Annotated in this window: 34 protein-coding genes and 1 tRNA gene; 30 read left to right on the plus strand and 5 right to left on the minus strand. The window is 69.6% G+C overall.

The features are described from left to right. Nucleotides 1–176 precede the first annotated feature (176 nt). A complete protein-coding gene (locus tag ACK4YQ_RS16805) occupies nucleotides 177–698 on the minus strand; it encodes a hypothetical protein (RefSeq protein WP_409612877.1) in 522 nt (173 codons plus the stop codon). A gap of 24 nt (nucleotides 699–722) precedes the next feature. Then, nucleotides 723–1382: a S24 family peptidase gene (locus ACK4YQ_RS16810; protein WP_409612879.1), complete on the minus strand. Its 660-nt coding sequence runs from the start codon at nucleotides 1380–1382 to the stop codon at nucleotides 723–725. A gap of 157 nt (nucleotides 1383–1539) precedes the next feature. Between ACK4YQ_RS16810 and ACK4YQ_RS16815 the strand changes: the two genes are divergently transcribed. The 3 genes from ACK4YQ_RS16815 to ACK4YQ_RS16825 are packed head-to-tail and all read left to right on the plus strand — an operon-like array spanning nucleotide 1540 to nucleotide 3094. Beyond that, entirely contained in the window at nucleotides 1540–1788 is a 249-nt protein-coding gene (locus tag ACK4YQ_RS16815; protein ID WP_409613001.1) for a helix-turn-helix domain-containing protein, read from the plus strand. Between the two features lie 2 nt (nucleotides 1789–1790). After that, entirely contained in the window at nucleotides 1791–2132 is a 342-nt protein-coding gene (locus tag ACK4YQ_RS16820; RefSeq protein ID WP_409612881.1) for a hypothetical protein, read from the plus strand. After that, entirely contained in the window at nucleotides 2129–3094 is a 966-nt protein-coding gene (locus ACK4YQ_RS16825; protein WP_409612882.1) for a ParB/RepB/Spo0J family partition protein, read from the plus strand. The genes ACK4YQ_RS16820 and ACK4YQ_RS16825 overlap by 4 nt, the downstream gene beginning before the upstream one ends. 8 nt (nucleotides 3095–3102) lie before the next feature. On the opposite strand, the gene ACK4YQ_RS16830 is transcribed toward ACK4YQ_RS16825, so the two are convergent. Beyond that, nucleotides 3103–3561, minus strand: coding sequence for a hypothetical protein (locus tag ACK4YQ_RS16830; RefSeq protein WP_409612884.1), 459 nt, complete (start codon nucleotides 3559–3561; stop codon nucleotides 3103–3105). A 48-nt stretch (nucleotides 3562–3609) separates the two neighbouring features. On the opposite strand from ACK4YQ_RS16830, the gene ACK4YQ_RS16835 reads away from it, so the two are divergent. The 13 genes from ACK4YQ_RS16835 to ACK4YQ_RS16895 all read left to right on the plus strand — a co-directional run bounded on the left by ACK4YQ_RS16835 (nucleotide 3610) and on the right by ACK4YQ_RS16895 (nucleotide 11210). Further along, entirely contained in the window at nucleotides 3610–4098 is a 489-nt protein-coding gene (locus tag ACK4YQ_RS16835) for a hypothetical protein (RefSeq protein ID WP_409612886.1), read from the plus strand. Further along, nucleotides 4095–6089, plus strand: coding sequence for a transposase domain-containing protein (locus ACK4YQ_RS16840; protein ID WP_409612887.1), 1995 nt, complete (start codon nucleotides 4095–4097; stop codon nucleotides 6087–6089). Before ACK4YQ_RS16835 ends, ACK4YQ_RS16840 begins: the two co-directional genes overlap by 4 nt. 68 nt (nucleotides 6090–6157) lie before the next feature. Continuing rightward, entirely contained in the window at nucleotides 6158–7123 is a 966-nt protein-coding gene (locus ACK4YQ_RS16845) for an AAA family ATPase (protein ID WP_409612889.1), read from the plus strand. Nucleotides 7124–7134: 11 nt separating this feature from the next. Next, nucleotides 7135–7347: a hypothetical protein gene (locus ACK4YQ_RS16850; protein ID WP_409612891.1), complete on the plus strand. Its 213-nt coding sequence runs from the start codon at nucleotides 7135–7137 to the stop codon at nucleotides 7345–7347. After that, nucleotides 7344–7718, plus strand: a complete 375-nt coding sequence (locus ACK4YQ_RS16855; RefSeq protein ID WP_409612893.1) for a hypothetical protein — start codon at nucleotides 7344–7346, stop codon at nucleotides 7716–7718. The genes ACK4YQ_RS16850 and ACK4YQ_RS16855 overlap by 4 nt, the downstream gene beginning before the upstream one ends. Before the next feature lie 112 nt (nucleotides 7719–7830). After that, on the plus strand, nucleotides 7831–8493 hold the full coding sequence (locus ACK4YQ_RS16860) for a DUF3164 family protein (RefSeq protein WP_409612894.1): 663 nt from the start codon (nucleotides 7831–7833) through the stop codon (nucleotides 8491–8493). Next, nucleotides 8493–8663, plus strand: coding sequence for a hypothetical protein (locus tag ACK4YQ_RS16865; RefSeq protein WP_409612896.1), 171 nt, complete (start codon nucleotides 8493–8495; stop codon nucleotides 8661–8663). Before ACK4YQ_RS16860 ends, ACK4YQ_RS16865 begins: the two co-directional genes overlap by 1 nt. After that, nucleotides 8663–8902, plus strand: coding sequence for a hypothetical protein (locus ACK4YQ_RS16870; protein WP_409612898.1), 240 nt, complete (start codon nucleotides 8663–8665; stop codon nucleotides 8900–8902). Before ACK4YQ_RS16865 ends, ACK4YQ_RS16870 begins: the two co-directional genes overlap by 1 nt. After that, nucleotides 8899–9612 carry a hypothetical protein gene (locus tag ACK4YQ_RS16875; protein WP_409612900.1) on the plus strand — a complete coding sequence of 238 codons (714 nt, stop codon included), beginning with the start codon at nucleotides 8899–8901 and terminating at the stop codon, nucleotides 9610–9612. The genes ACK4YQ_RS16870 and ACK4YQ_RS16875 overlap by 4 nt, the downstream gene beginning before the upstream one ends. Further along, complete coding sequence (locus ACK4YQ_RS16880; protein ID WP_409612901.1) at nucleotides 9609–9866, plus strand: hypothetical protein; 258 nt, start codon at nucleotides 9609–9611, stop codon at nucleotides 9864–9866. Before ACK4YQ_RS16875 ends, ACK4YQ_RS16880 begins: the two co-directional genes overlap by 4 nt. Continuing rightward, a complete protein-coding gene (locus ACK4YQ_RS16885; RefSeq protein ID WP_409612903.1) occupies nucleotides 9863–10357 on the plus strand; it encodes a hypothetical protein in 495 nt (164 codons plus the stop codon). Before ACK4YQ_RS16880 ends, ACK4YQ_RS16885 begins: the two co-directional genes overlap by 4 nt. Further along, entirely contained in the window at nucleotides 10354–10719 is a 366-nt protein-coding gene (locus tag ACK4YQ_RS16890; RefSeq protein WP_409612905.1) for a hypothetical protein, read from the plus strand. The genes ACK4YQ_RS16885 and ACK4YQ_RS16890 overlap by 4 nt, the downstream gene beginning before the upstream one ends. After that, a complete protein-coding gene (locus ACK4YQ_RS16895) occupies nucleotides 10716–11210 on the plus strand; it encodes a hypothetical protein (protein WP_409612907.1) in 495 nt (164 codons plus the stop codon). Before ACK4YQ_RS16890 ends, ACK4YQ_RS16895 begins: the two co-directional genes overlap by 4 nt. A 231-nt stretch (nucleotides 11211–11441) precedes the next feature. Here ACK4YQ_RS16895 and ACK4YQ_RS16900 read toward each other — a convergent pair whose 3' ends face one another. Next, nucleotides 11442–11633, minus strand: coding sequence for a hypothetical protein (locus tag ACK4YQ_RS16900; protein ID WP_409612908.1), 192 nt, complete (start codon nucleotides 11631–11633; stop codon nucleotides 11442–11444). A gap of 124 nt (nucleotides 11634–11757) precedes the next feature. On the opposite strand from ACK4YQ_RS16900, the gene ACK4YQ_RS16905 reads away from it, so the two are divergent. Genes ACK4YQ_RS16905 through ACK4YQ_RS16915 form a run of 3 tightly spaced genes read left to right on the plus strand, consistent with a single transcriptional unit; the run spans nucleotide 11758 to nucleotide 14274 of the window. After that, nucleotides 11758–12891, plus strand: a complete 1134-nt coding sequence (locus tag ACK4YQ_RS16905; RefSeq protein WP_409612910.1) for a hypothetical protein — start codon at nucleotides 11758–11760, stop codon at nucleotides 12889–12891. 30 nt (nucleotides 12892–12921) lie between these two features. Further along, complete coding sequence (locus tag ACK4YQ_RS16910) at nucleotides 12922–13302, plus strand: capsid cement protein (RefSeq protein WP_409612912.1); 381 nt, start codon at nucleotides 12922–12924, stop codon at nucleotides 13300–13302. Nucleotides 13303–13338: 36 nt separating this feature from the next. Continuing rightward, nucleotides 13339–14274, plus strand: coding sequence for a hypothetical protein (locus ACK4YQ_RS16915; RefSeq protein WP_409612914.1), 936 nt, complete (start codon nucleotides 13339–13341; stop codon nucleotides 14272–14274). Nucleotides 14275–14490: 216 nt separating this feature from the next. Here the strand turns inward: ACK4YQ_RS16915 and ACK4YQ_RS16920 are convergent, their stop codons facing one another. Then, nucleotides 14491–14778: a hypothetical protein gene (locus tag ACK4YQ_RS16920; RefSeq protein ID WP_409612916.1), complete on the minus strand. Its 288-nt coding sequence runs from the start codon at nucleotides 14776–14778 to the stop codon at nucleotides 14491–14493. Between ACK4YQ_RS16920 and ACK4YQ_RS16925 the strand changes: the two genes are divergently transcribed. The 11 genes from ACK4YQ_RS16925 (at nucleotide 14743) to ACK4YQ_RS16975 (ending at nucleotide 23518) form a co-directional block, all read left to right on the plus strand. Continuing rightward, nucleotides 14743–14818 (plus strand) — tRNA-Met (locus ACK4YQ_RS16925). The genes ACK4YQ_RS16920 and ACK4YQ_RS16925 overlap by 36 nt on opposite strands. Nucleotides 14819–14910: 92 nt before the next feature. Further along, the gene (locus ACK4YQ_RS16930) at nucleotides 14911–15354 is read left to right on the plus strand and encodes a phage protein Gp36 family protein (protein ID WP_409612917.1); all 444 of its coding nucleotides are present in this window, start codon (nucleotides 14911–14913) and stop codon (nucleotides 15352–15354) included. Then, a complete protein-coding gene (locus tag ACK4YQ_RS16935) occupies nucleotides 15351–15878 on the plus strand; it encodes a phage virion morphogenesis protein (RefSeq protein ID WP_409612919.1) in 528 nt (175 codons plus the stop codon). Before ACK4YQ_RS16930 ends, ACK4YQ_RS16935 begins: the two co-directional genes overlap by 4 nt. After that, complete coding sequence (locus tag ACK4YQ_RS16940; protein ID WP_409612920.1) at nucleotides 15878–16318, plus strand: hypothetical protein; 441 nt, start codon at nucleotides 15878–15880, stop codon at nucleotides 16316–16318. The genes ACK4YQ_RS16935 and ACK4YQ_RS16940 overlap by 1 nt, the downstream gene beginning before the upstream one ends. Beyond that, on the plus strand, nucleotides 16315–16560 hold the full coding sequence (locus tag ACK4YQ_RS16945) for a hypothetical protein (protein ID WP_409612922.1): 246 nt from the start codon (nucleotides 16315–16317) through the stop codon (nucleotides 16558–16560). Before ACK4YQ_RS16940 ends, ACK4YQ_RS16945 begins: the two co-directional genes overlap by 4 nt. Nucleotides 16561–16562: 2 nt before the next feature. Then, nucleotides 16563–16925 carry a hypothetical protein gene (locus ACK4YQ_RS16950; RefSeq protein ID WP_409612923.1) on the plus strand — a complete coding sequence of 121 codons (363 nt, stop codon included), beginning with the start codon at nucleotides 16563–16565 and terminating at the stop codon, nucleotides 16923–16925. Nucleotides 16926–17014: 89 nt separating this feature from the next. Further along, a complete protein-coding gene (locus ACK4YQ_RS16955; protein ID WP_409612925.1) occupies nucleotides 17015–19588 on the plus strand; it encodes a hypothetical protein in 2574 nt (857 codons plus the stop codon). Next, complete coding sequence (locus tag ACK4YQ_RS16960) at nucleotides 19585–21111, plus strand: hypothetical protein (protein ID WP_409612927.1); 1527 nt, start codon at nucleotides 19585–19587, stop codon at nucleotides 21109–21111. The genes ACK4YQ_RS16955 and ACK4YQ_RS16960 overlap by 4 nt, the downstream gene beginning before the upstream one ends. Nucleotides 21112–21113: 2 nt before the next feature. Then, entirely contained in the window at nucleotides 21114–21971 is an 858-nt protein-coding gene (locus tag ACK4YQ_RS16965; RefSeq protein ID WP_409612929.1) for a hypothetical protein, read from the plus strand. After that, nucleotides 21972–22916 carry a hypothetical protein gene (locus ACK4YQ_RS16970; RefSeq protein WP_409612930.1) on the plus strand — a complete coding sequence of 315 codons (945 nt, stop codon included), beginning with the start codon at nucleotides 21972–21974 and terminating at the stop codon, nucleotides 22914–22916. Then, the gene (locus ACK4YQ_RS16975) at nucleotides 22916–23518 is read left to right on the plus strand and encodes a hypothetical protein (RefSeq protein WP_409612932.1); all 603 of its coding nucleotides are present in this window, start codon (nucleotides 22916–22918) and stop codon (nucleotides 23516–23518) included. The genes ACK4YQ_RS16970 and ACK4YQ_RS16975 overlap by 1 nt, the downstream gene beginning before the upstream one ends. Nucleotides 23519–23520: the final 2 nt, after the last annotated feature.

Raw genomic sequence — 23520 nt, forward strand, 5'->3', positions numbered from 1 at the left:
GGCGTCGCGCACGCCATGGCCGCTCGACGCGGCAATTCTAAACCGCAAAGTGATCGGGGCGCGCGGGAGGCGTCTCAGCGGCCGGTTGTTAAGCCTACTGGGCGGCGAGACGCACTGCTTTGGTCGGTCTCAATGGTCGCTCCCTCATCGGGGCGACCCGGCACGACAGATGCGAGCTAGGGCTGCATTCCCGAGACGGCCATCGCCGCCTCCAGCTCAGGGGCGGAAAAAGCGATTACGAACTCACCGGCGCCGCGGCCTCTCACCTGGACCCGTATCCCTTCCCTGAGCCCCGCCTTCACCTGCTCCGGTGTGAAGGTGAGCTGGTAGCTTTCCGAGTAGCGACATCCCGAGTATCGGCTACAACCTAGCACCTTGCGTTCGGACGACGCGAAATCCACCGAGTTTCCACCGGGTAAGTAGGCGCGATCATAGAATCGCCAATCGCCGCTATAGTAAATGAACCCTTGCGCGAGAAAGACTGCATCTCCGGAGCCGCGCTTTCGAACGGCGAATACATACCCGCCATCTTCCTGCTGATGAAACGGGGCCGTGTAGTCCACAAAGGGACTAAATTCATCGCCGTCGATCTGAATTACGACGCCATTTGGAGCGGTGGCCTCCTCGGCTCTTGCAGAGAGCGCCGCAGCCGCGACGCTAAGGGCGATAAGGACGCCACCAATCTTTCTCTTGTTCATTTCGCGCCTCGGCTCAATCCAACGTCAGACGCGCTGGACCACAGACAGAACGCGACCAATTACCTGAAGTTTAGCGAGCTCATCACCCTTCACAACCTCCGGGGGGTATGCGTCGTTGTCGGAGATCAGCATCAAACCATCGGTCAGCCGGCGGAACCGCTTCACTCGCGCCTCTCCGGCGAGCACGAACGCAAAAACGGCGTCGAAGGGTTCCTGCTCCGCCTCGTCGATGATCACCCAGGCGCGGTCGGCAATGGTCGGCTCCATGGAATCGCCGCGCGCCGTCAGCACTGAGAGGCTCGCTGCCGTCAGTCTGCCGAGTTGCTCGCGAAGAAAGGCCTGGGTGAAGGGCACGTCCTCCACCTTAAGGCGCCCGTCGTTCCAGGCCCCGGCCCCTGCGGCCAGCTGCGCGTCGAACCGAGGAATCCTAACCAGATCTTGGCCCTCGCCCCCGTCGCCTCGGCCGTAAACTAACCAGTCCAGGGTCACGCCGAGGCCGTCGGCCATGCGCGCGACAATGTCGAGGCGCGGGCCGGCGGTCCCGCCCGCGCCGAGATACTTCGAGATCGTCGCCTGAGGCAGGCCGATCCGCTGCGAAAAAGCCGTGAGCTTCTCAGGAAACATCGCCTCGCGCGCACGCTTTGCGAAGCCTTCGTAATCAAATTCGGCGGCGACTGTGTCCATGCGTTCACGTTCAGCGGAACTCGCCTTGATCGACCCGCACGTTCGTGTATGAGTTGTTCACGAACGTGATCAACGCAAAGCGATCGTGATGACCAGCGCTAGGAAGCGAGCCCGGGGCAGAAACTGGCACCCCGAGCAGATCAAGGCCGAGGTGCGCATGCGCGGCACTACCTTGAGCAAACTGGCGACGGACAACGGCCAGCATGACAGCGTGTGTCGCGCGGCGCTGATCCGCCCCTGCCTGGTCGGCGAGAGGATCATTTCCGACTTTCTGAACGTCTCCCTTCATGAGCTTTGGCCAGAGCGGTATGCGCCGACCGGTCAGCGCCTCTCGATCCGTCACGTTCGTGATGAGAATACGTCCGAACGTGCTGTGCCCCAACGTCAATTCGCAGGGGCTCGTTAGACATGGGCGCCCAGGGTAACAACGGAGCCGGCAGCTCGCCCGCAGGTGGCGACGGCGACGCGATGATGCGTCGTCTGCGGGAAATGGTCGCGGTCTACGAAGCCGATCTGTCCCGCGCTCTGCGAATCGATCTCGACGAGCTTCCCCCCGACGCCTGTCCCGAAATGGAGGTTTTGGCGTGGGGCGCGGCGGCCGTGCGGACGGTCGTGAAGGCGCTCAGCCACATCTCAGAAGACACCATCGAGCTGCGGCTGCGCTCGCGCAGTTTTCGGGACCTGCTCGCCCAAGAATTCGAGGCCTTCAGGCATACCGTGATCGCCGAGCGGGAGGCGCGCGAGCAATGAGCGCGACCACCTTCGATCTTTCCGTGCAGCAGATCGTCGTGCGCGACCGCCTGCGCAAACTGGACCAAGCCACGGTCGACGGTCTCGCCGTCGCTATCGAGGAAAGCGGCTTCTTCGGATCGATCACGGTCCGGCCGCTGCGGGGCAATCCCCGCGAGCCCCGCTACCAACTCGTCGCCGGCCTTCACCGCCTGGAGGCCGTCAAGAAGCTCGGCTGGAGCACCATCCCGGCGACGGTGAAGCCGATGAGCGACCCCGAGGCGCTCAAGGTCGAGATCGACGAGAACCTGGTCCGGCGCGGCCTGACGCCACTCGAGCGCGCGGAGTTCTATCTCGCCCGGGCGGAGGTCTACGGGCAGCTCTACCCCGAGCGGATCGAGGCGAAGTCCGAGGCGATCGCTCCCAAGCGTGGCCGCCCGAAGAATTCGGACAAGATGTCCGAATTGTTGAAGGGCGTGCCAATCACGATGGGCTTCGCCGCCGACACGGCCGCGGAGCTGGACGTGACCGAGCGCACGGTTCGGCGTCACATGGAGATCGCCAAGGGCGTTCCAGTGGCGCTCCGCGAACGCCTTCACGGGTCCTGGATCGCCAAGAACGCCAACGCCCTGCGCCAGCTCGCCGGCGTCGAGGACGCCGCCCTGCAGGCCAAAGCCGCGGAGATCCTTCTCGAGGGCCGCACGAAGTCGGTGGCAGACGCCCTGGCCTATGCCGGCGGCAATACGCCCATCAAGGCCGAGCCGGCCTCAGTGAGCGCGCTTCAAGCGGCGTTCGACAAACTCTGGAAGGCCGCCTCGGCGACCGAGCGCGCCGACCTGATCGCCGGCCTGGCGGCCCGCAAGCTGCCCGGCGACTGGGCGCTCATCCCCTCCGACGCGCCGGAATTCGCCGCCTACCAGGCGCGCGTGAACCCCGCCGCCATCGACGCCGACGATCTCCTGCAGGGGTTCGACGATGAGTGAGGTGAACCTCAACTTTGTTCACCCTCGAATTCTTCAGAGAATTCTGGAAAGGGAGCTGGTCGAGGCAAGGGCCAGAACGTCCGCTCGTCTTCGTAGGCTTCGGCGAGCGCTTCGGCGGCCGATTGCGTGGTTGATCGGTACGACCCGCCCGGCGTCAGCTCGTCCGCGCGCTCTAATAGAATTGCAGCACGCGCGCCCCACACAGCTGCGCAGTAGCAGAGAAGATCTTGCTGTCGTTGCTCTGGATATTTCGCCAGGAGCTTTCGACGCCGCGCAGGCTGAGCTGACAGAAATTCAATCGCTATTGGCCGATAGCGGGCTGCAAAGCTTACAGCTGCGCGCTTCGCAACGTTCGGATCGGCCTCGCCGAACCACTTTCGAAGCCTCGCGGTCCCTTCTTCGCCGAGCATTTCAGCGATTTCTGCGACGTGGCCCCAAGCCTCAGTCGCATAGCGGTGCATTGACATCTGCGTCTCCCGCGAACCCCGCGCGCTCCTCTACCTGGAGTCGCCGCGATGGCTAAGGCCAGGGGCGACCAACAGACCGGCGACCTCTTCGACGTCGCCCACATGTTCCCGGTGGAGGCGCCGCGCGACATGCCGCGTGCGCTGGACATGAAGCGCCAGATCGCGCGCGACATGGGTCGGGCTCTGCGCGAGTGCGGCAAGACGGCCGAGGTCGTCGCCGCCGAGATGACCGAGCTGCTGGGCGGCGAGGACGAGGACCTGGTCACCCGGGCTCAGCTCTACGCCTACACGGCCGAGAGCCGCACCAGCCACACGATCAGCATCGTCCGCTGGGTCGCCTTTGTGCGGGCCACCGGCTGCACCTGGCTGTGGGGCAGCCTGCTTCGCGACGAGGGCATGATCGTGCTCGAGGGCGAGGAGGCGCTGCTCGCCCAGGCCGCCCAGGCCGACAAGATGGCGCAGCACTACGCCGAGCAGGCCAAGGTCCTGCGCAAGCGCGCGCCCCTCCAGGTCAAGGTTCCAAGGACGCGCCGATGACGTCAGCGGGGGGGAGCCTCATTACGAAGGAGTGGTGGTCGGCCCAGGAGCTGGCTGACCAGCGCCTGCCCGGCCTGCCGACGTCCAAGATGGGCGTCCTGAACCGCGCCAAGGCCGAAGGCTGGGACGCCGCCCACTGTGACACCCGCGGCCCGCTCTGCCGCCGGCGTCAGGGGCGCGGTGCGGGCGTCGAGTATCACTTCGCCGTTCTGCCGGAGAAGGCGCGCACGGCGCTGCTGCTACGCCAACCCAAGCCGGCCGCGCCTAAGCCTGCGGCCGAGACGCCGCGCGATCGCGAGAGCGCCTGGGCGCGTTGGGACCGCCTGCCAGCCAGCCTGAAGGACGTCGGCAAGCGCCGGATGGCCGTGATCGGCCAAGTCGAGACCCTGATCCGGACCGGCATGGCCTCCTCCAAGGCCGTCGAGATGGTGGTCGAGCGGGCCGCGGTCGAGGCCCGCCTGCAGGGCCGCGAGCCGCCGTTCGGCGTCAGCACCCTCTACGGCTGGATCGGCCGCGTCCGCGGCGTCCGCCGCGACGACTGGGTCGTTCACCTGACGCCCGACTATGTCGGCCGCACGGCCACCGCCGAGGTCGATCCCGAGGTCTATCGCGTCTTCAAGAACGACTACCTGCGTCCCCGTCGATCGTTCGCGGCGGCATACCGCGTGGCTCAGGATGTCGCCGAGGCGCGCGGCGTCACGCTCCCGGCCTGCAAGACCCTGCAGCGTCGACTCGAGCGCGAGGTGAGCCGGGCGGCCATCCTTCTCCACAAGGAAGGCACGGAGGCCTTCGCCCGCGTCTATCCCTGGATCGAGCGCGACGAGACCGCCTTCCACGCCATGGAGGCGGTCAACGTCGACGGCCACAAGTGGGACGTCATGGTCGACTTCGGGGACGGGGCGAAGCCCGAGCGTCCGATGATGATCATGATCCAGGACGTCTACTCCCGCCGCGTCCTGGGCTGGCGGATCGCTCGGTCGGAGAACGCCGACGCGGTGCGCATGTGCTTCGCGGACGTGTTCCGCAACCACGGCATCCCGCGTCACTGCTTCTTCGACAACGGCAAGGCCTTCGCCTCGAAGTGGCTGACCGGCCAGACCCGCCACCGTTTCCGCTTCGCCGTCCGCGAAGAGGACCAGGTGGGCCTGCTGGTGCAGTTCGGCGTCGAGGTGCACTTCACCACGCCCTACTCGGGCCAGTCCAAGCCGATCGAGCGCGCCTTCGGCGACCTGGAGGGTGAGATCGGCACGTCGGCCGCCTTCGAGGGCGCCTACGTCGGCAACGACCCGCTGAACAAGCCTGCCTCCTATCGCGAGGGCTACGGCATCCCGCTGGCGGAGTTCGAGGCGGTCGTCGCCAATGGCATCCGCCGGCACAACGCCCGCCCCGGGCGGCGCACGAAGACGGCCGGCGGCAAGCTCTCCTTCGACCAGGTGTTCGCCGAGAGCCTGAAGACGGCCCTGGTGCCGCGGCCGACCGCCGAGCAGCTGCGCCAGGCGCTGCTCTGCGTCGAGGGCGTGACGGTCCGCCGGAACGGCCACGGCCTCCAGCTGGCCGGCAACCGCTACTGGTCCGAGTTCCTGATCCAGCACGAAGGCCAGAAGGTCGCCGCGCGGTTCGACGCCGATGACCTGCACGCCGGGCTCCACGTCTACGACCTGCAGACCGGCGCCTATCTCGGCCATGCCGAGTGCCTGGAGCCGATCGGCTTCGCCAACGCCGAGGAAGGGCGCGAGTTCAAGCGTCTCTACAAGCGCCAGCAGAAGGCCGCCAAGGAGCTGGCCCGCGCCGAGCGCGACATGTCCGCCGCCCAGCTCGCGCGCATCACGCCACAGCTGGCCGACCCCGATTTCGAAGACGGCTCCAACGTCGTTTCGCCGGTCTTCGGAAACCTCGCCCTGCGTCCGCAACCCCAGCCCGAGGGCATGACCGAGGCCGAAGTCATCGACCTCCACGCCCGCGCGCTCCGGGGGATCACGGCCGCGGAGTGACCAAGGAAAAGGCCCGCCGGCGGCAACCGGCGAGCCCTGGAAGTGCAGTTAGACAAGGAGTTTTATAGATGAACATCGACCACGGGAAAAGAACCTGGTCCGAAGCCGAGCTGGACGAACTGCGCACCTTCGTGCGCGAACAGATGTCCGCGGCGTCGATCAGCCAGGCCCAGGTCTCCCGCGCCAGCGGCGTGGCGGCCGCGACCCTCAGCCAGTTCCTTTCGGGCAACTACGCCGGCGACAACATGAAGATCGCTGGCCAGCTCTCCCGCTGGCTGGACGCCCGGCACCGCGAGACTGAGGTTCTGGAAGCCGCGCCGCCGGAACCGACCTTCGTCATGACGCCGACGGCGACCAAGGTCATCAACGCGCTGCAGCACGCCCAGGTGCTGGGCGACATGGCCCTGATCGTGGGCCAGCCCGGCGTCGGCAAGAGCGCCGCCGCCAGGCAGTACGTCGCCAAGACGCCCCGCGTCGTGACCGCCACCGCCTCGCCCGCCGTGCGCACGGTGAGCGCGATCCTGGCGACCCTGATCACCAACATCTCGGGGCGGGCGCCGACTTACCGGGTGCGGGTGGAGTGCACGAACTTCATCCGCAGCCAGCTGGGCGACGGCTGGCTGCTGGTCATCGACGAAGCCCAGTGGTGCGACTTCGAGGCCTTGGAGGAAATCCGCGCCATCCACGACGCGACCCGCTGCGGCCTCGCCCTCATGGGCAACGCTCAAGTGCTGTCCCGCATCGAGGGCGCCGCCCGCGACCCCGCCTACGCCCAGCTGTTCGGTCGCGCCGGCTGGCGGGTGAGGCTGAACAAATCCGACGCCAACGACGTGCCGCCGGTGCTGGAGACCATGGGCGTCACAGCCCCGGAGGTGGTCGCCTACTGCCAGCATATTGCCGATCGCGACAGCCTTCGCGTCGTCATCAAGGTCGTCCGGAGCGCGCTGATGCTCAGCCGCGCCGCCCGGCAGGATCTCAACCCCAACCATCTCGCCGCCGCCTACCGCCAGCTCGGCGACACGGCCCGCGCCTGAGGAGGACCCGCATGTCCGCCTATCTCGACCCCACCCGCAACGCTCGCTCCTGCGCCCGGCAGATCCGCTCGAAGGCCAGAGCCGGCGTCCTGACCCCGCGCGAACTCGATCGCCTGCTCTCCAAGATCGAAGACGACCTCGAGACGATCGAGGCGGTGCTCACGCCCACGCCGCCGCCGATCCTGGAGGGCCGCTTCGAAGTCCTGGACGGGGGGCGGTCATGAGCGACGCGAAGCACAGCCCTGCGCCCTTCCGGCTGGATACGACGGTTTGCGGCCACGTGATCGTCGACGCCCTGGGCGACAGCATCGCCGGCCTCGCGCTGCGGACCGGAGACCATCCGGCCGAGGAGCAGCTGGCGAACGCCCTGCTGTTCGCCGCCGCCCCGGCGCTGCTGGCCGCCGCCAGGCTCGGCCGCGCGGCCATCGCCCAGGACCGCTTGTTGACCATCGAGTCCGCGACCGTGCCGCGGCCGGGCACGCTGGAGCCCGACCTCTCCACCCTGGACGAGGACGCCGCCGCGATCGTCGCCGAGCTGGACCTGCAGCTCGCCCAGATCGACGCGGCGATCGCCGCCGCGGGGGCTCTGTCGTGATCGCCGGCCTGCGCCGCTGGGCCGCCTTCCTGCGCCTCGTCCACGGACGAGGCCCCCTCATCGTCACCCGCATTCGCTCGGCCGACGCCGGGCTGTTCCCTGGAGAAGACCTGTGACCCACGAGACCGAAAGCACCGAACCCAAGGCCCTGCCAGCGGGCTGCCAGAGCATCAATGGCAAGCCCTACATGGCCAACGCGAAGGGCGCGCTCGTGCCCCTGGAGAGCGTGAACCCGCGCGACCTGCTGATGGACGAGACCGTCCGCAAGATCCTGGGCTACGCCTCGCCTCTGGCCGACCAGATCGCCCGCTTCAAGAAGCACACGCTGGAAGACGTCGCCGGCTTCCTCGACATCCTCGCGCAGGAGTACGGCCTCACGCGCGGCGGGCCGAAGGGCAACATCACGCTGATCACCTTCGACGGTCTGCAGAAGGTCCAGGTGCAGGTCGCTGACCGCGTCACCTTTGGCCCCGAGCTGCAGCAGGCGAAGGCGCTGGTGGACGAGTGCCTGAACGACTGGTCCGCCGACAGCAATGCGGCGCTGCGGACCATCGTGCAGAGCGCGTTCAGCGTGGACAAGGAGGGCAAGGTCAGCCCGACCGAACTCTTCAGCCTGCTGCGCCACGACATCGAGGACGAGCGCTGGCAGCGGGCCATGAGGGCGATCCGCGACAGCGTCCGCGTCGAGGGCTCCAAGGAGTACGTCCGCTTCTACCGCCGGGCGAAGCCCACGGACCGCTGGGAGCCGGTCTCCATTGACGTGGCGGCCGCGTGATGCCGGCCGCCGCCAAGCCCCTGCGCGTGGCGTTCAAGCGGGCCGCGCGCCGGCCCGTCGTCCTCGCGCCCTTCAACTGGCGGCTCTGCCTAGCGGTCGGCGTCAACGCCGGCCTCTGGGCCTTCATCGTCGCCGTCGTCATCCCGCTGCTGGCCGGAGGTCCGGACTGATGCCGCTCACCAAGGAACAGGCGCTCGACCTCATCAGCGCCACGGCGCTCTTCGCCCGCTTCACGTCGATCCTCTCGGACTTCGAGGTCGAGACGATCGCCGAGGTCGGCGAGCGCTACCGTCTCTACGGCCGCCAGGCCGTGCTCACCGACGCCGAGCACCAGGTTGTCCGCGACGCCCTCGAGGCGATGCGCAAGGCCTCGCCGTGGCGGCCGACCATCGTGAGGACCGCGGCATGAGCGGTGACAGTCAGTACCGCTGGCCGGCCGACGAAGAGGCGGCCGCGCGCCAGCTCTACGTCGAACAGGGGCTCGGTCCTGCGGAGGTGGCGGCCGCCCTGGGCGGCAAGCACAGCCGCCGCCAGGTCGCCCGCCTGGCGCACCTTCGCGGCTGGGCGCAGGCCCGCGACCCGGCGGTCACCAAGGCCGCGCGCTCGCGCGGCCTGACGCGCACCTTCCTGGAAGGCTCCCGCAGGAGCAGCGGCTTCCAGTGGACGGCGGCCAGGATCGCCCTGCTCGAGCAGCGCTACGTCGTCGAGGACAAGCCCGTGGGTGAAATCGCCCAGGAGCTGGGCGGGGCCTGCACGCCGCGCTCGGTCACCCGGAAGGTGGTCGCCCTGGGCCTTGCTGCAAAGCGGCCGACGATCCGCCGTTCGACGTCGTCCACGGCCATGGCAGTCGAAGCGAAGGCCGTCGCGCACCCTGTGCCGGCGCGGCCGTTCCTCGGCGAGGGTCGCGCGCTGCCCGACGACGTTCGCGCCCTGATCGATCAGGCTATCGCCGCCGGCAAGGTGGCGCGCCTTCAGCCCGGGCTCGCCGCCGGCCTCTCGCCCCTGGAAGCGACGTTCGGAGCGGTCTCGCCCCAGCAGGGCCGGTCATGGCGCGAACAGGCCACGACCGCGCACCAGATCGCCCGGGCGCGGGCCAAAGCCCAGGGCGCGCGCCGGTGACCGCCGCCTGGATCTCCGACGTCGGCGTCACGGACCACGCGCTGGTCCGTTGGCTCGAGCGCGTCCACGGCGTGGACCTGGAGCGCTACCGCGAGGAGATCCGGGCGGCCCTCGTCGCCGGCGGCTTCGACCTGCCGCAGCCGGCTGGCGACGCCGGCCTCTACATCGACGCGCCCGGCGTCGGCGTCTTCCTGGTGGTCCGCGCCGGCGTGGTGGCCACCGTCCTGCACCCCAGCACTGGAGAGACGGAATGACCGGCGTCGCCGCGATCGTCCGCCACCGCTTCGACCCGCGGAGCCCCACGGTGACGCTCCGGGTCCAGCCGGAAGGCGCGAGCATCTATGAGGATTATCGGCTGACCCATGCAGAGGCCCGACGCCTCGCCTGGGCGCTGCTGGCCGACCTCTGCCCCGACGACTTGGACGACGACCTGGAGCGCGCAGCCGAGCTGCTCGCCGCGACCGGCTCGCCTTCGGCCGCCGGCCTCGTCTGCAGCTGCGCCAAGGCGCCCCGGGCGCCGACCGGCTTCGCCGCGACGATCCTGCGAGCGCTGGGCACGCGGAACATCACCGCGCGCGAGGCCGGCGAGCTGATCGACCGCTCCACCTCGATCGCCTCGAACTTCATCCTGACCCTGGTGAACCGCGGCCTGGCCGTGAAGGTCTCCGGCGGTCTGTTCGGCGAGCCAAGCGTCTACGCCATCACGCCGGCCGGCCGGTCGGCCCTCGATCGGGGAACAATATGAGCCGCAAACCCGCGAAGCGCGCCGTGCGCCGCAAATCCGACAAGGGGACCGTCGCCTGGGCGCCGGAGCACGAGAAGGTCTTCGCCCTCGCTGGTGATGACTGGACCCGCCCGGCGACAATCGCGGTCACGCGGTCGCAAGACGGGACGCGCTGGACGCTCGACGGGGTGTTCAAGATGGCGAACGGCCACCCGGTCAGGCTCCGCTCGCGCCTGCGCCGGTTGAAGGACGGCTCGCTGCGCATCACGGAAGAGACCATGTCGCTGCGCTTCTTCGCGAGGAGCGAGGCGCCCACCCAAGGTGGTGGCCCAGAGGCGTTGCAGACATGCGGGGAACCTCCAGCGAACGGAGTCGGAACGTGACCGCCTGGTCCGATGTCGCCCGCGCCACAATCGAGCGTGTCGCCGCGACGCTGCCCGACAAGATGACCCTCAAGGCGCGGAAGGCGGCGATCGACGCCGCCTATCCGTTCGGGCCGCGGTCGCACTGGCCGTATCGCGCCTGGTGCAAGGCTCGTCGGGCGTACCTCGCCAACTTCGACCGCAACGGCGTCAAGCTGGCCCACGCTCGGCCGAGTGTCCGGCTTGGCGCCCGCGCCCTTGCCCGAGCCGCAGCGGCCCTATGTCGTCGGCGATCGAAACCCTCGCGCGCTCCCCCCTTCGTCGCGGCGTTCGACGCCATGGCCGATGTCGGCCGCCAGCTGTTCGTCGTCTCATTCCATGAGGGCGCAGCCCGGGGCGTCTGGATGGGCGCGACCGCCTTCGGGCCGGGCAAGCGCGACAAGCCGGCCACCCAGGCCAGCATGACGAGCGCGGGGTTTCGGGTCGGCGCCCTGGTCTATCGTCGGAAATGAGAAAGGCCCGCGCGGGGCGACCGCCGGGCCTCGATGGCGTTGCTCTGGATCCCGTCGCCGAGCGCGACAACGCCCCTCACATATACGCTCCTGGAGGCTGAAGTTCAATGTGGACGAGAAGGGCCTCAGGAGCCTCAGGAGCCGCCGGGGCGCTCCGATGGTCGCCGGAAGGGCCTCTCGGCCGTCCTGCCCCCTTTGAAGGCGTTCGAAGCGCGTTCGAAAGTGCGCTGGTCAGTCCGTCATCAGGAGTTCGGCGATCACGCTCGGAATGCCGTGCACGATGATCGATCCGCTCCATCCCGAGATCGGCAGCATGAAGATGCAGGTGCTCGTATCGTCGTAACGCGAGACCAAGGCGACGTGGTCGGCGTTCAACCACACGACCTCGTCGTCGATCCTGGTCAGCTTCACCATCTTCGGCATCCCGAAGTCCCCCTTGCCTGACAACTGTCAGGGGCTACGGCCCCGGCAGCTCAATCCACAGTGACGCCTCAACACGCGGTCGTCCAGGGGCGGCCGCAGCGCTGTCTCAAGAGTCGTCACCACCATGCTGGAAAGCGTCCAGGCCTTCAAAGCGGGCAAGCACCGCGCCATCGACGGCCGCGTCTATGAGTTCTCGGAAGCCGACGTCGCGGCGATCGCGGCGAGCTACGACCCCGCCCTGCAGGCGGCCCCGGTCGTGCTCGGCCATCCGAAGACCAACGACCCCGCCTGGGCCTGGGTGAAGGGCCTGAAGGTCGAAGGCGGCGTCCTCGTCGCCGACCTCGAGCGCGTCGCCCCGGCCTTCGCCGAAGCGGTCGACGACGGCCGCTACCGCTATCGGTCGGCCGCCTTCTATGCGCCGGGCGATCCGAGCAACCCCAAGCCCGGGGCGTGGTACCTGCGCCACGTCGGCTATCTCGGCGCAACGCCGCCGGCGGTGAAGGGGCTGGAGACGGCCTTCTCCGGCGAGGCCGAGTCCTTTGTCGCGTTCGGCGTGGCCGACGGCTTCTGGGTGAAGGACCTCCTTCGGGGCGTCCGCGACTTCTTCATCGAGAAGTTCAGCCTGGAAGACGCCGACCGCGTGCTGCCCTCCTGGGCGATCGACAACATCGAGCGCGAGCAGTCCGAACCGGCGGCCGCGTTCGCCGAGGGTGACGCCGACCCGGCGCCCGCCGGCGCGGACACCGACGCCGCCGACGTCGGCGCGGACACCACGCCCGCCGCCGCTGCGGCCGATGCCGTCTCCGGCGGCGCCGCCGACGACCAGCTGGCCGAGCGCGAGGCGGCTCTGCAGGCGCGGGAGGCGAGCGTCGCCCAGCGCGAGGCCGCCTTCGCCGAGAGCGCCCGCCAGGACGCGCGAACCGAGGATGCGGCCTACCTCGACGGCCTCGTCGCGGCCGGCCGCCTGCCGCCCGTCCATCGCGACCGCGTGGCCGCCATCTTCGCCCGCCTGGGTGGCGACCAGACTGTCGCTTTCTCAGAGCCGGACGCCGATCCGCGCGCCGAGCTGCGCGAGCTGCTGGACGGCCTGGGCGTGTCGATTGCCTTCGCCGAGGTCTCGGGCTCCGACGGCTTCGACGCCACCAGCGCCGCCGCCGCGCCCCAGATCGCCGAACAGATCCAGGCGATCCGCTCCGAGGCCGCCGGCCGCGGCGAGACCCTTTCCTACTCCCAAGCCGCCGCCCGCATCGGCCGCTGACCTACGCTTCCTGAAGGACCCCAACCGCTCATGCGCACCTATCCCGCTCTCCCGCTCACCGCTGGCGCCCCGATCGCGCCCCGCCGGTTCGTGAAGTTCAGCGGCGACCGCACGGTCGTCCAGGCCACGGCCGCTACCGACGCGATCATCGGCGTCTCCGACAGCCTGGGCGCAGCCGCCACCGGCGATCGCGTCGAGATCTACGTGATGGGGCCGGGCCTTGAGGTCGAGGCCGGCGGCAACATCACGCGCGGTGCCGAGATCACCTCCGACGCCAACGGCAAGGCGGTGGCCGCCGCGCCGGCCGCGGGCGCGAGCTGCCGCACGGCGGGCGTCGCCATGGCCTCCTACGTCGCCGGCGATGTGGCCGAGTACCTGGCCGCGCCGGGGTCGAAGACCACGCCCGCGTAACCCTGACCCGACAACCACACTAGGACCCTGACGCCCATGGCCGACGCGCCTTTCCCGATCCACCCGACCTACACGGGGATCGCCCTCGCTTACAAAAACGAGGACATGATCGCCGACCAGGTGCTCCCCCTCGCCACGCCCGTGGCGAAGAAGGAGTTCACCTACTACGAGTACCCGGTCGAAGAGGCGCTCACCGTGCCCGACACGGCGATCGGCCGCCGCTCGGAAGCCAACACCATCGAGGTGACGGCGACCGAAGCGACCTCCAAGACCGTCCCCTACGCGCTGTCCGACCTCGTCCCGAACGAGGACGTGGACAACGCCCCGGAGGGCTACGACCCCCTCGGCCACGCCACCGAGACCGTGACCGACCTGATGGAGCTGGCCCGCGAGGTCCGCGTCTCCAACCTGGTCTTCGCCGCCGCCACCTATCCGGCCGGGAACAAGGTCCAGCTCGCCGGCACCGACCAGTGGTCGGACTTCGACGACTCGGATCCGTTCCAGGACCTCTGGGACGCCCTCGACGTGCCGCTGATGCGGCCGAACACGGCGGTCTTCGGCCAGCCGGTGTGGAACAAGCTCGCCACCCATCCGAAGATCATCTCGGCCCTCTATGGCTCGGCCTCGACCATCGGCAAGGCCCGCAAGGAAGACCTCGCCGACCGCCTGGAGATCTCCCGGGTGATCGTCGGCAAGGCCCGGGTGAACACCGCCAAGAAGGGCCAGGCGGCCGTCCTGTCGCGCACCTGGGGCAAGCACGCCGCGCTGCTCCACATCAACCCGCTCGCCAACAACGAGCGCGGCCTGACGTTCGGCATGACCGTTCCGCAGGGCCAGCGCCGGGCGACCCGCGTCATCCCCGAGCCGAAGATCGGCATCGGCGGCTCGCAGCGCGTCCAGGTTGAGGAGCGCATGAAGGAGCTGATCGTCGCGGCCAACTGCGGCTACTTCTTCGAAAACGCGGTGGCGTGAGCCATGCGCGTCAAGGTCGTCGGCATCGCGCTTCGCCATAGCGGCAAGCGCTTCGAAATCGGCGAGGTCCTCGATCTCGCTGAACATCCTGACCTGACCGAGGTCGTTGGGGCGCGGCTGCGCGCCCGCACGGCCGAGGCGGTTCATGGCGAAGGCGCGATGCCGGCCGACCTGGCGCAGGCGCTGGCGACGCTGAACGACGCCGCCCTGGCGCTGTCAGGGGCGATCGCCGCCGCCCTCGACGTCGTGGAGCAGGGGCCGGCCGGCTATCCGCAGATGTTCCTCGACGGCCTCGACCAGGCCGGCGCAGCTGAGCCGGCTGCCGCCGTGGCCGTTCGCCTCGAGGCCGTGCGGATCCGCGCGGCGCAGGAGCATCAGGACGCCATCGAACAGGTCGCTCCTGCCATGCAGGCGGCCTCGGACGCCGCCGCCGCCGACGGCCCGGCGGCGGCGTCCACCCAAGATCCTAGCGGGGTAGAGCAGCCGGTAGCTCGCCTGGCTCATAACCAGGAGGTCGCGGGTTCGAATCCCGCCCCCACTCCCACCGATGCACCCCCGACCAGCGACGACACGGGGGCGCAGGCCTCGAAGCCTGCGCCCCGGAAGTCCCGCGCGAAGGGGGCCAAGGCCTGACCCATGGCCTACGCGACCGTCGATCAGTTCGTCGCCTTTGTGGGCGAGGCCGAGGCCAAGGCGCTCGCGCCCGTGGTCGCGCCGGCGACGGGCTATGACGACGTGCGCATCCAGGACGCCCTGGAAGCCCAGTCGGCCAAGCTCGACACCTATTTCGCCACCCGCTACGCGACGCCGCTCGATCCTGTCCCCCTTACGGTAAGGGAGGGCGTGCTCGAGCTGGCCCGCGAGGCGCTGGACCGCAACGGCCGCGACCACGTCAAGACGGCCGCCGATCGCGTCCGCGCCTGGGCCAAGGACGTCGCCAAGGGCGTGGCCGTGCTGGCCGGCGGCGAAGTCGGCGAGGATGTGCCTGCAGCCCAGGCCGACGCCGGCGTCCAGTACGGCGGACCTGGCCGGGTGTTCGACGACGGGGGCCTGGCTGGCTTCCTGAAGGGCGGACGATGAGCGGGGTCGCCCTCACCATCACCTTCGAGGACGTCTCCGCCGGTCCGATCCTGGCGCAGGTCCGCTCCGCGCTCACGGACATGCGGCCGCTGATGCAGGACATCGGCGCGGAGCTGGAGAACTCCACCCTCGACCGCTTCGAGACGAACATCGCGCCCGACGGGACCGCCTGGCGGCCCTCGTTGCACTCCGAACTGACGGGCAAGCCGACGCTTGTGCGTGAAGGCTACCTTCGCGACAGCGTCAACTACGTGCTCGACGGCTCCGACGCGGTCGAGGTCGGCGCGGGCGGCATCGCGGCCGACTACGCCGCCATCCACCAGACCGGCGGCACGATCACCGCGAAGGGTCCGGGTGGGCTCGCCTTCACGCTCGCGTCCGGCGAGTTCGTCAACGTCCAGAGCGTCACCATCCCCGCTCGTCCCTACCTCGGTATCTCCGCCCAGGACGATGAGGCGATCCTGGAGATCGCGCTCCACTACCTCGCCGACGCCGCCGCCCGCGCCTACCAGGGAGGGCTGTGATGGACGACTTCTTCGACGTCGTCGCCCAGCGGATCACCTCGCGCTGCGACCTGGTCGGCCACGCCGAGACCGGGATGAACGCTCAGGCCGCGTTTGACATGCTGGCCATGTCTCCGGCGCAGGTCACCGCCCTCGTCGCCCCGCTGGCCGACCAGGCCACGCCGGTTCGCGAAGCCGCGATGTGGGTGAGCCAGGCCGAGGTGTGGCGCTTCGGCGTCACCATGGGGATGGCCTATCCCGCCGGCTTCGCCCTGTTCATGCCGGCCCGCCGGCAGATCAAGGCCGCCCTGCGCGGCTGGGGGCCTGACTGGGCTGCGATGCCGGTGGAGTACGCCGGCGGCCGTCTCCTGCAGTACGCGCTGAACCGCGACGGCGGCCGTTGGCTCTGGCTCCTCGAGTTCCGCCTCGCCCTCCAGGAAACCTACGAGCACCAGCAATGAGAAAGGCCCGTCACGTGCGCCGCACAGACGACGACCGGGAAACCGGCACCGAACCCCGCGCCGTCGCCGAAGGGCGCGGCCGCTTCAACCTGTCCGTCCAGAGCGCGCGCGCGATCGCCGAGGCGAGCGTGAAGTCCGGCTTCCCGGTCCCCGCCCACGCCCAGGCCGTGATCGACGCCGAAGACGGCGCAGCCCCGCAACCCGCCCCGGCCTCGCCGGCGGCCGAAACCTCGGAGGCCTGAACATGGCCGGACGCCAACTGCTCCTCGCCAAGAAGGAGACCGTCTACGGCACCGACGCGACCGCCGCGGCGATCGACACCATGCTCGCCGAGGACGTCAGCTTCCGCCTGACCGGCCAGCGGGTGAAGCCGAACCCCGCCAAGCCGGGCGTCGGCCCCGTCGCCAGCCATGTCTACGGCGAGCACGTCGAGATGAGCTTCAAGGTGCCGCTCGCCGCCTCGGGCAAGCGAAGCTACAGGCACAAGCCTATCGCGATCGCGCCGCAGCCGCGGAACAGGGCGAAGCCGCGCTCGAAGCCTACCGCATCAAGGAGGCTGGTCTTGAGGTCCTTGCCCGACAGGGTGTGGCGAGCCTCAACGAACTGACCGGCGCCGTCCGCGACCGCACGGCTGCCGCGATCGCCGCCGCGGAGGCAGCGGAGATTCAGGCCATCGCGTCCGAGAAGGTTGAGCGCGTGGCCGCCGCATCGAGGGAGATCGAAAGTGCGATCGAGCTCGAGAGACGCCGGGCGGAAGCCATCGACAGTGGGACGGCGGCGCTCCAGAAATTCGAGCAGGCTGAGTCTCAAAGGCAGGAGATCGAGCGCATTGGGCTGACGCTCGCACCCGCGCAGATCGAAGCCCTTCAGCGCCGCCTGGAGCTCGCCGCTGAACTCCAGGCCATCAACGACAACGCCGACTTCTACCGCCAGCAGGCTGAGGAGCTGCGCCTGCTGGTGATGACCAACGAGGAGCGCGACCTAGAGCTACGCCTCATCCGGATCCGCAACGAACTGCTGCGCGAGGGCAAGGAGATCGTCGAGGCGCAGGTCGAGGCCAGGGCGCGCGTCGAACAGGGCGCCTACAAGAATGCCGAAGCGATCCAGGGCCTGAAGGAAGACCTACGCCGGGCCTTCGTCGAGACTGGCGAACTCGCCTTTGACGACGTCGCCGACTACGCGGCCCGGCGGCTGCGGGAGGCCGTTTACGAGGCCCTGCTGGCCAAGCCGATCGACGTGATGATCAACGCGGTCGTCGGCGGGGTTTCCGGCATGACCGGGACTGGCGGCCTGGGCGGGCTGCTCGGCTCGGTCCTGGGGAGTTTCCTCGGCGAGGGCCTGGGCGGCGCGTTCACCGGGCATGCCCTTGGCCAGGCGATGGGCCTTGGCACCGGCAAGCCTGGAGCCGACGCGGGTCTATCGCTGCTCGGCGGCATCGGCGGCACGGCGCTCGCCTATTCGGGCCTCAGCGCCGGCATCGCCGGCGGCGTCACCGCTGGCGCCCTCAGCATGGGCGCGAGTGCGACCCTCGCGGGCAGCATGGGCGCCCTGTTGTCCAGCGCGGCCGTGCTCGGCCCGCTGGGCGCCATCGCCGGCCTGGCCCTCGGCACACTGTTCAAAGACGACCAGCGCCCCTACGCCCGGTCGGACATCGGCATCGTGAACGGCCAGTTCTCGGTGACCGGCGGCCAGAGCCTGGACGGCGGGCCGCTGGACCAGATGAACCAGGCGGCCGCCCAGATCGTGGCGAGCCTCAACGCGGCGACCGACCTCTTCAAGCTGGACCTGTCCAAGGTCTCCAACCTGCCGACGTCGATCGGCTACGTGGAGGGCAAGAACACTGGCGCCCTCAGCCAGGGCTACTTCGGCGGCGACGGCGGCGGCTTCTCCACCGGCGCGCAGTTCGAGGGCTACACCGACGCCAGCAAGCTCGCCGCGGACATCGTCAAGGCGACGATCATCCGCGCCATCGAGGCCGGCGCGTCGGACCTCAGCGAGGCCGAGAAGCGCGTCGTCACCCAGGCCGCCAGCTTGGAGGACGCGGCGACCAAGATCGCCCTCGGCCGCTCCATCGTGGAGACGATCGACGACGCCATCCTGCAGCTCACCGACCCGGCCGCCTTCGAACGCAAGAAGGCCTTGGACGCGATCGAGCAGAGCTATCAGGCGCTGAAGGCCCAGGCCGAGGAGCTGATCGCGGCGGGCCTGGTCTCCTCCGACGTCCTGGCGAAGATTGACCAGGTCAAGCAACTGCAGGTCGCCGACGCCCTCGCCAACCTCGGCGGCGCGGTGGCCGACGCCACGGCCATGGTCGAGCGCGCCTGGCAGGCCGAGCAGGCCGCCCGCACGGCGATGATCGACGAGCTGCTGCGCGCGGCTGACCAGCTGGCCAGCTATGGCCGCTCCCTCTACCTCGGCCCGGCCGCCGGCCTGTCGCCTGAGGAGCAGTACAACGCCGCCAAGGGCGAGTTCGAGCGGGTGCGGGGCCTCGCCATGTCGGGCGACGCCGCCGCCCTGGCCCAGCTGCCGACCACCAGCCAGCAGTTCCTCGAAGCGAGCCGGGCCTACTACGCCTCCTCGGCCGAGTACTTCCGCGACCTGGAGGCCGTGCGGTCCGCCGTCTCGGCGGCCGAGATGCTGGCCCGGGCCGAGGCCGAGATCCTGCAGGCCCAGCTCGACGTCCAGAAGGAGATGCTGAAGGCGCTGATCGGCATCGAGGAGGCGACCAAGTCGCTGCCGGACGCGATCGCCGCCCTGATCGCCGCCAAGGCCGCCGCCGGCGGCGCGGGCGGAAGCGCGTCAGCCTTGCCCGAAGGCTTCAACTGGGAGGTCTACGCCGCCAACAACCCCGACCTTTTGGCCGCGCGCCGGGCCGGGACCGCACTTACGGAGTTCGCCACTGACCGCGAGGCGATCGAGCAGCACTACCTCCTGAAGGGCAAGGACGAGATCGCGGCGGGCACGCGCTTCTATGCGAAGGGCGGCGTCTTCACCAACCAGGTCGTCACCCGTCCCACCACCTTCGACATCGGCATGATGGCCGAGGCCGGGCCTGAGGCGATCATGCCGCTGTTCCAGGGACCGCGCGGCCTGGGCGTCGTGGTGTCCAGCAGCTCGGGCCGCACCGACGCCCTGCTCGAGCAGGTGATCGTCGAGCTGCAGGCACTGGTCCGTCAGGGCGGCGCAGCGAGCGTGGCCCAGCTGCAGGCCCTCGGCCAGGTGGCCGAAGAGCTGGCTGCGAACAGCCGCGAACTGGCGAGGGCGGCATGATCCTGGTCGAAGCCGACGCCGCTAAGGACAGCGTGGGGACGATCGAGACGCTCCGGCTCTCGGACGCGCCCTTCGTGACCGCGCCCACCGACGCCCCGCCGAACGTGACTTTCCTTCCCGCTCTGAAGGACCCGGGTCGGCTGGGCGTCGCCGCCTACAGCGACGGGCGCACCAGCGGCGGCACCCGATTGGAGACCGGCGAGATCGTCGTCGCCAACGCCGACGGCCGGTTCGACCGCTGGCTGGCCTACAGCTTCGACGGCCGGCAGATCACCATCCGCCAAGGCGATCCCGGCGGCGCCTATCCGGCCGACTTCCCGATCATTGTGCGGGCGACGGCGCGCGCCGTGCAGGGCGACCTGAAGCGCCTGGTCATCCAGCTACGCGACAAGCAGCACGTCTTCGAAACCCGGCACCTGCCGAACACCTACGCCGGTTCGAACGCCCTTCCGGAAGGCTTCGAAGGCACGGCGAACGACCTGAAGGGCCAGCGAAAGCCGCGCCTCTACGGCTCGGCGCTGAACATCCCGGCGCCCTGCGTGAACACCTCCAAGCTGACCTTCCAGGTGAGCGACGGGCCGGTGTTCGACATCAGCGCCGTCTACGACATGGGCGTGGCGCTCACCAAGGGCGCGGACTACGCGACCAAGGCGCTGCTCAACGCGGCCGCCGGCCTCTCGGCGGGCACCTTCTACACCTGCAAGGCCGAGGGCCTCTTCCGCCTGGGCGGCGCGCCGGCCGGGCTGATCACCGCCGATGCGCAGGAGGGCGCCAGCGCGGCCGAGCGTACCGTCGCCCAGGTCCTGGCCCGCCTCGCCATCGCAGCCGGCGTGCCCGCGGGTGAGATCTCCTCGGCCGACCTGGCGAACATGGATGCGGCCGTGCCGGCGGTCGTCGGCGTCTGGGTCGAAGGCGAGACCACCACCCAGGCCGCCATGGACCAGGTCGCCGCGAGCGCCGGCGCCTACTATGCCTTCGACGGCGACGGCGTGCTGCGCATCGGCCGCCTGGTCGCGCCGGCCAGCGCGCCGATCCTCACCCTGGGCCCTTCGCGGATCCGCGCGCTCGAGCGCCGCCAGGCCCGCGACAATGGCCTGCCGGTCTTCAAGGTCTCGGTGCGCCACACCCGCCTCTGGGCTGTCCAGGGCACCGACGTCGCCGGCGCGGTGAGCGCCGCGCGCCGTGCGCTGCTGGCCGAGGAATACCGCACCGCCGTCGCCGAGGACGCCGCCATCAAGGATCAGTTCCTGCTGGCCGACGAGATTTCGATCGATACGCTCCTGACGAGCGAGGCCGACGCCCAGGCCGAGGCCGATCGCCTCCTGGCCCTGCACAAGGTCCGCCGGGACGTCTTCGACGTGTCGATCGACCCCGCCCTGGTCGCCCGCGCCCAGCTGCAGCTGATGGACGTCGTGGAGTTGCGCCTTCCCCGGTTCGGGCTCAGCGCGGGGAAGCTGTTCCGCGTGATCGGCAAGCGCCTCGAGCTGGCCCGCAAGCGCGTCGTCCTCACGGTGTGGGGCTGACCATGGCGAACATCCTGATCGGCTACGACAACCTGATCGACGAGGCGCTGGTCTCCGACGGCTCCTGGATCGCCGCCCTGCCGCTCGGCAACATCCAGGACCGCGAGCTGGGCCTGGTCGCCCGCTCGAACGGCCTGGCGCTTGGCGCCACGAAGTTCGTGGTCGACCTGCAGGTCTTCAACGTGGTGCGGGTGATCGACATCGTCCGCCACACCCTGTCGCGGGACGCGCGCTTCCGGATCCGCTCGAGCACCGTCTCCGACTTCTCGGCCGTCGGCGTCGACAGCGGCTGGCAGGACGTCTGGCCGAGGGTCTATCCGTTCGGCTCGCTGCCCTGGGGCGCCCCCAACTGGTGGGACGGCCGCTACACGGACAAGGAGATCGGCCGGCAGAAGACCGAGCTGATCTACATCCTGCCCGAGGAGAGCACCGACCAGTTCTGGCTGTTCGAGTTCGACGACCAGGCCAACGCGGCTGGCTTCATCGACATCGGCCGGGTCTTCATCGGTCCCGCCTGGCAGCCGGCCATGAACGCCAGCTTCGGCTGGAGCCTCGGCGTCGAGGACACTTCCGAGATTGAGGTCACTCTGTCCGGCGCGGAGTCGGCCGACGAGCGGACCCGTCGGCGCGTCCTCAACTTCTCGACCGACTGGATGGAGGAGGACGAGGCGCTCGCCCGGGCCTTCGAGATCCAGCGCGGCTCGGGGATCACCCGGGAGGTCGTGGTGGTCCAGAACCCCGACGACACCGTGCACCTGGCCCGCCGCGCCTTCCTCGCGCGCCTCGGCAAACTCGACCCCATCGTCAATCCGTACGTCCAGCTCAACAGGACCAGCTGGCAAGCCAGGGAGCTGCTCTAGATGGTCGACACCGTCACCTTCCCGCCGTCGATCGGCGGCACCGGCGAGACCTTCACGTCGGGCAGCGACCCGGCGACCGGCATGGCGAGCTACGGCTACGTCACGCGGTTCTTCAAGATCCTGGCGAACGTCATCTCTGTGGCGAACTTCGTGGCTACCAAGGCGAGCGAGGCGGCGGCCGCGGCCCTCACGGCGCTGAACGCCCCAGGAACCACGGCCACGTCGGTCACGTCCAACAACATCACCGGCGCCGTCGGCACCGACAAGACGTTCCAGATCCAGTCGGGCAAGACGATCGTCCCGGGCATGGTGCTCACGGCGGCCCGCACGTCCGCGGCGGCCACCCAGTCGATGACCGGCGTGGTCCAGAGCTACTCGGGCACGACGCTCGTGCTGCGCATCACCTCGATCGTCGGCTCGGGAACGAGCATCACCGACTGGACATTCCACCTGGCCGCCACGGGCGCCGGCGCGACGCCCTCCAGCCGGACCCTCACCGGCGCGGGCCTGGTCAAGACGATCGGCGACCTGACTGCCGACCGGACGGTCGAGGTCGAGGCCGCGACGGTGGCCGACGTGAGGGCGGGGACCTCCAGCGCCAAGGCGTGCACGCCGGCGGCGCTCGCCGGCTCGCAGGCCTTTCAGACCCTGACCGACGGCGCGACGATCAGCTGGAATGTCGCCCTGGGCTTCAACGCCAAGGTCACGATCGCCGGCGACCGCACGATGGGCGCGCCGACCAATCTGGTCGACGGCCAGACCGTCGCGGTCTGGATCAAGCAGGACGCCACCGGCGGCCGGACCATCACCTGGAACTCGATCTTCGATTTCGACGAGATCGGCTACCGCGGCCTCAGCGGCGGCGCCGGCAAGGTCACCAAGTTCTGGGGCCAGTACAGCGCCGACACCGGCAAGATCCACATGAGCGGACGGAAGGCGGCCTGATGCACCCTTATCCGTCGCCCCTGGTCGGATCGGACCGCCCCAACGTGCCGGCGGTCTACATCGGCGCGGTCGCCTCGAGCGCCGGCCCGCTCTATGCGCCGCAGGATCTCGTCATCCCGATCGGCGTGGAGCCCGGCGATCTGGCGGTGTGGCTCGGCGATCCGCCCGGCGGCGTCTACATGGCCGGCTGGAACTATGTCGGCAACGTCACTGGCTCGGCCCAGGCCTACTACAAGCCGGTCACGACCGACGATCTCGTCGCCGGAAAGTTCGTCGAGAATGGCGGAAACGCCTCGCTGATCGTCTTCGTACGAGGCCCTGCCTTGGCGGCCTCGGCCTCCTGGACGAACAACCCCAGCGGCGGTTCGGTGACCCTGCCAGGCTGGACCAAACAGGACGGCGACGCCCTCTACCTCTCGATCTCCGGCCGGGGCGGCTATCCGACGTCGGGCTTCACGGCCGCCGCCAGCTGCGGCTCGGGGCAGTACGACCCCACCGTCCGCTACGCAGCCGTCTCCGGCTACACGAGCGAGTCCGACGTCCCCTTCACCACCGGCTCCGGCGGCGTCTCCTACGGCGTCGTCGCCCTGCGCAACTTCTGAGG

Origin of the sequence: Phenylobacterium sp. (assembly GCF_046291545.1) — a bacterium.
Taxonomy (GTDB): Bacteria; Pseudomonadota; Alphaproteobacteria; order Caulobacterales; family Caulobacteraceae; genus Phenylobacterium.

Excerpts from the sequence above, each read along its gene's own strand:
- ACK4YQ_RS16810 (WP_409612879.1), bottom strand. The coding sequence starts at position 1,382 with ATGGACACAGTCGCCGCCGAATTTGATTACGAAGGCTTCGCAAAGCGT.
- ACK4YQ_RS16865 (WP_409612896.1), top strand. The coding sequence starts at position 8,493 with ATGCCGGCCGCCGCCAAGCCCCTGCGCGTGGCGTTCAAGCGGGCCGCG.
- ACK4YQ_RS16820 (WP_409612881.1), top strand. The coding sequence starts at position 1,791 with ATGGGCGCCCAGGGTAACAACGGAGCCGGCAGCTCGCCCGCAGGTGGC.
- ACK4YQ_RS16845 (WP_409612889.1), top strand. The coding sequence starts at position 6,158 with ATGAACATCGACCACGGGAAAAGAACCTGGTCCGAAGCCGAGCTGGAC.
- ACK4YQ_RS16940 (WP_409612920.1), top strand. The coding sequence starts at position 15,878 with ATGGACGACTTCTTCGACGTCGTCGCCCAGCGGATCACCTCGCGCTGC.
- ACK4YQ_RS16870 (WP_409612898.1), top strand. The coding sequence starts at position 8,663 with ATGCCGCTCACCAAGGAACAGGCGCTCGACCTCATCAGCGCCACGGCG.
- ACK4YQ_RS16965 (WP_409612929.1), top strand. The coding sequence starts at position 21,114 with ATGGCGAACATCCTGATCGGCTACGACAACCTGATCGACGAGGCGCTG.
- ACK4YQ_RS16935 (WP_409612919.1), top strand. The coding sequence starts at position 15,351 with ATGAGCGGGGTCGCCCTCACCATCACCTTCGAGGACGTCTCCGCCGGT.
- ACK4YQ_RS16885 (WP_409612903.1), top strand. The coding sequence starts at position 9,863 with ATGACCGGCGTCGCCGCGATCGTCCGCCACCGCTTCGACCCGCGGAGC.
- ACK4YQ_RS16855 (WP_409612893.1), top strand. The coding sequence starts at position 7,344 with ATGAGCGACGCGAAGCACAGCCCTGCGCCCTTCCGGCTGGATACGACG.
- ACK4YQ_RS16915 (WP_409612914.1), top strand. The coding sequence starts at position 13,339 with ATGGCCGACGCGCCTTTCCCGATCCACCCGACCTACACGGGGATCGCC.
- ACK4YQ_RS16975 (WP_409612932.1), top strand. The coding sequence starts at position 22,916 with ATGCACCCTTATCCGTCGCCCCTGGTCGGATCGGACCGCCCCAACGTG.
- ACK4YQ_RS16945 (WP_409612922.1), top strand. The coding sequence starts at position 16,315 with ATGAGAAAGGCCCGTCACGTGCGCCGCACAGACGACGACCGGGAAACC.
- ACK4YQ_RS16920 (WP_409612916.1), bottom strand. The coding sequence starts at position 14,778 with ATGAGCCAGGCGAGCTACCGGCTGCTCTACCCCGCTAGGATCTTGGGT.
- ACK4YQ_RS16835 (WP_409612886.1), top strand. The coding sequence starts at position 3,610 with ATGGCTAAGGCCAGGGGCGACCAACAGACCGGCGACCTCTTCGACGTC.
- ACK4YQ_RS16950 (WP_409612923.1), top strand. The coding sequence starts at position 16,563 with ATGGCCGGACGCCAACTGCTCCTCGCCAAGAAGGAGACCGTCTACGGC.
- ACK4YQ_RS16910 (WP_409612912.1), top strand. The coding sequence starts at position 12,922 with ATGCGCACCTATCCCGCTCTCCCGCTCACCGCTGGCGCCCCGATCGCG.
- ACK4YQ_RS16805 (WP_409612877.1), bottom strand. The coding sequence starts at position 698 with ATGAACAAGAGAAAGATTGGTGGCGTCCTTATCGCCCTTAGCGTCGCG.
- ACK4YQ_RS16930 (WP_409612917.1), top strand. The coding sequence starts at position 14,911 with ATGGCCTACGCGACCGTCGATCAGTTCGTCGCCTTTGTGGGCGAGGCC.
- ACK4YQ_RS16850 (WP_409612891.1), top strand. The coding sequence starts at position 7,135 with ATGTCCGCCTATCTCGACCCCACCCGCAACGCTCGCTCCTGCGCCCGG.
- ACK4YQ_RS16905 (WP_409612910.1), top strand. The coding sequence starts at position 11,758 with ATGCTGGAAAGCGTCCAGGCCTTCAAAGCGGGCAAGCACCGCGCCATC.
- ACK4YQ_RS16840 (WP_409612887.1), top strand. The coding sequence starts at position 4,095 with ATGACGTCAGCGGGGGGGAGCCTCATTACGAAGGAGTGGTGGTCGGCC.
- ACK4YQ_RS16970 (WP_409612930.1), top strand. The coding sequence starts at position 21,972 with ATGGTCGACACCGTCACCTTCCCGCCGTCGATCGGCGGCACCGGCGAG.
- ACK4YQ_RS16960 (WP_409612927.1), top strand. The coding sequence starts at position 19,585 with ATGATCCTGGTCGAAGCCGACGCCGCTAAGGACAGCGTGGGGACGATC.
- ACK4YQ_RS16825 (WP_409612882.1), top strand. The coding sequence starts at position 2,129 with ATGAGCGCGACCACCTTCGATCTTTCCGTGCAGCAGATCGTCGTGCGC.
- ACK4YQ_RS16815 (WP_409613001.1), top strand. The coding sequence starts at position 1,540 with ATGCGCGGCACTACCTTGAGCAAACTGGCGACGGACAACGGCCAGCAT.
- ACK4YQ_RS16830 (WP_409612884.1), bottom strand. The coding sequence starts at position 3,561 with ATGTCAATGCACCGCTATGCGACTGAGGCTTGGGGCCACGTCGCAGAA.
- ACK4YQ_RS16875 (WP_409612900.1), top strand. The coding sequence starts at position 8,899 with ATGAGCGGTGACAGTCAGTACCGCTGGCCGGCCGACGAAGAGGCGGCC.
- ACK4YQ_RS16890 (WP_409612905.1), top strand. The coding sequence starts at position 10,354 with ATGAGCCGCAAACCCGCGAAGCGCGCCGTGCGCCGCAAATCCGACAAG.
- ACK4YQ_RS16900 (WP_409612908.1), bottom strand. The coding sequence starts at position 11,633 with ATGCCGAAGATGGTGAAGCTGACCAGGATCGACGACGAGGTCGTGTGG.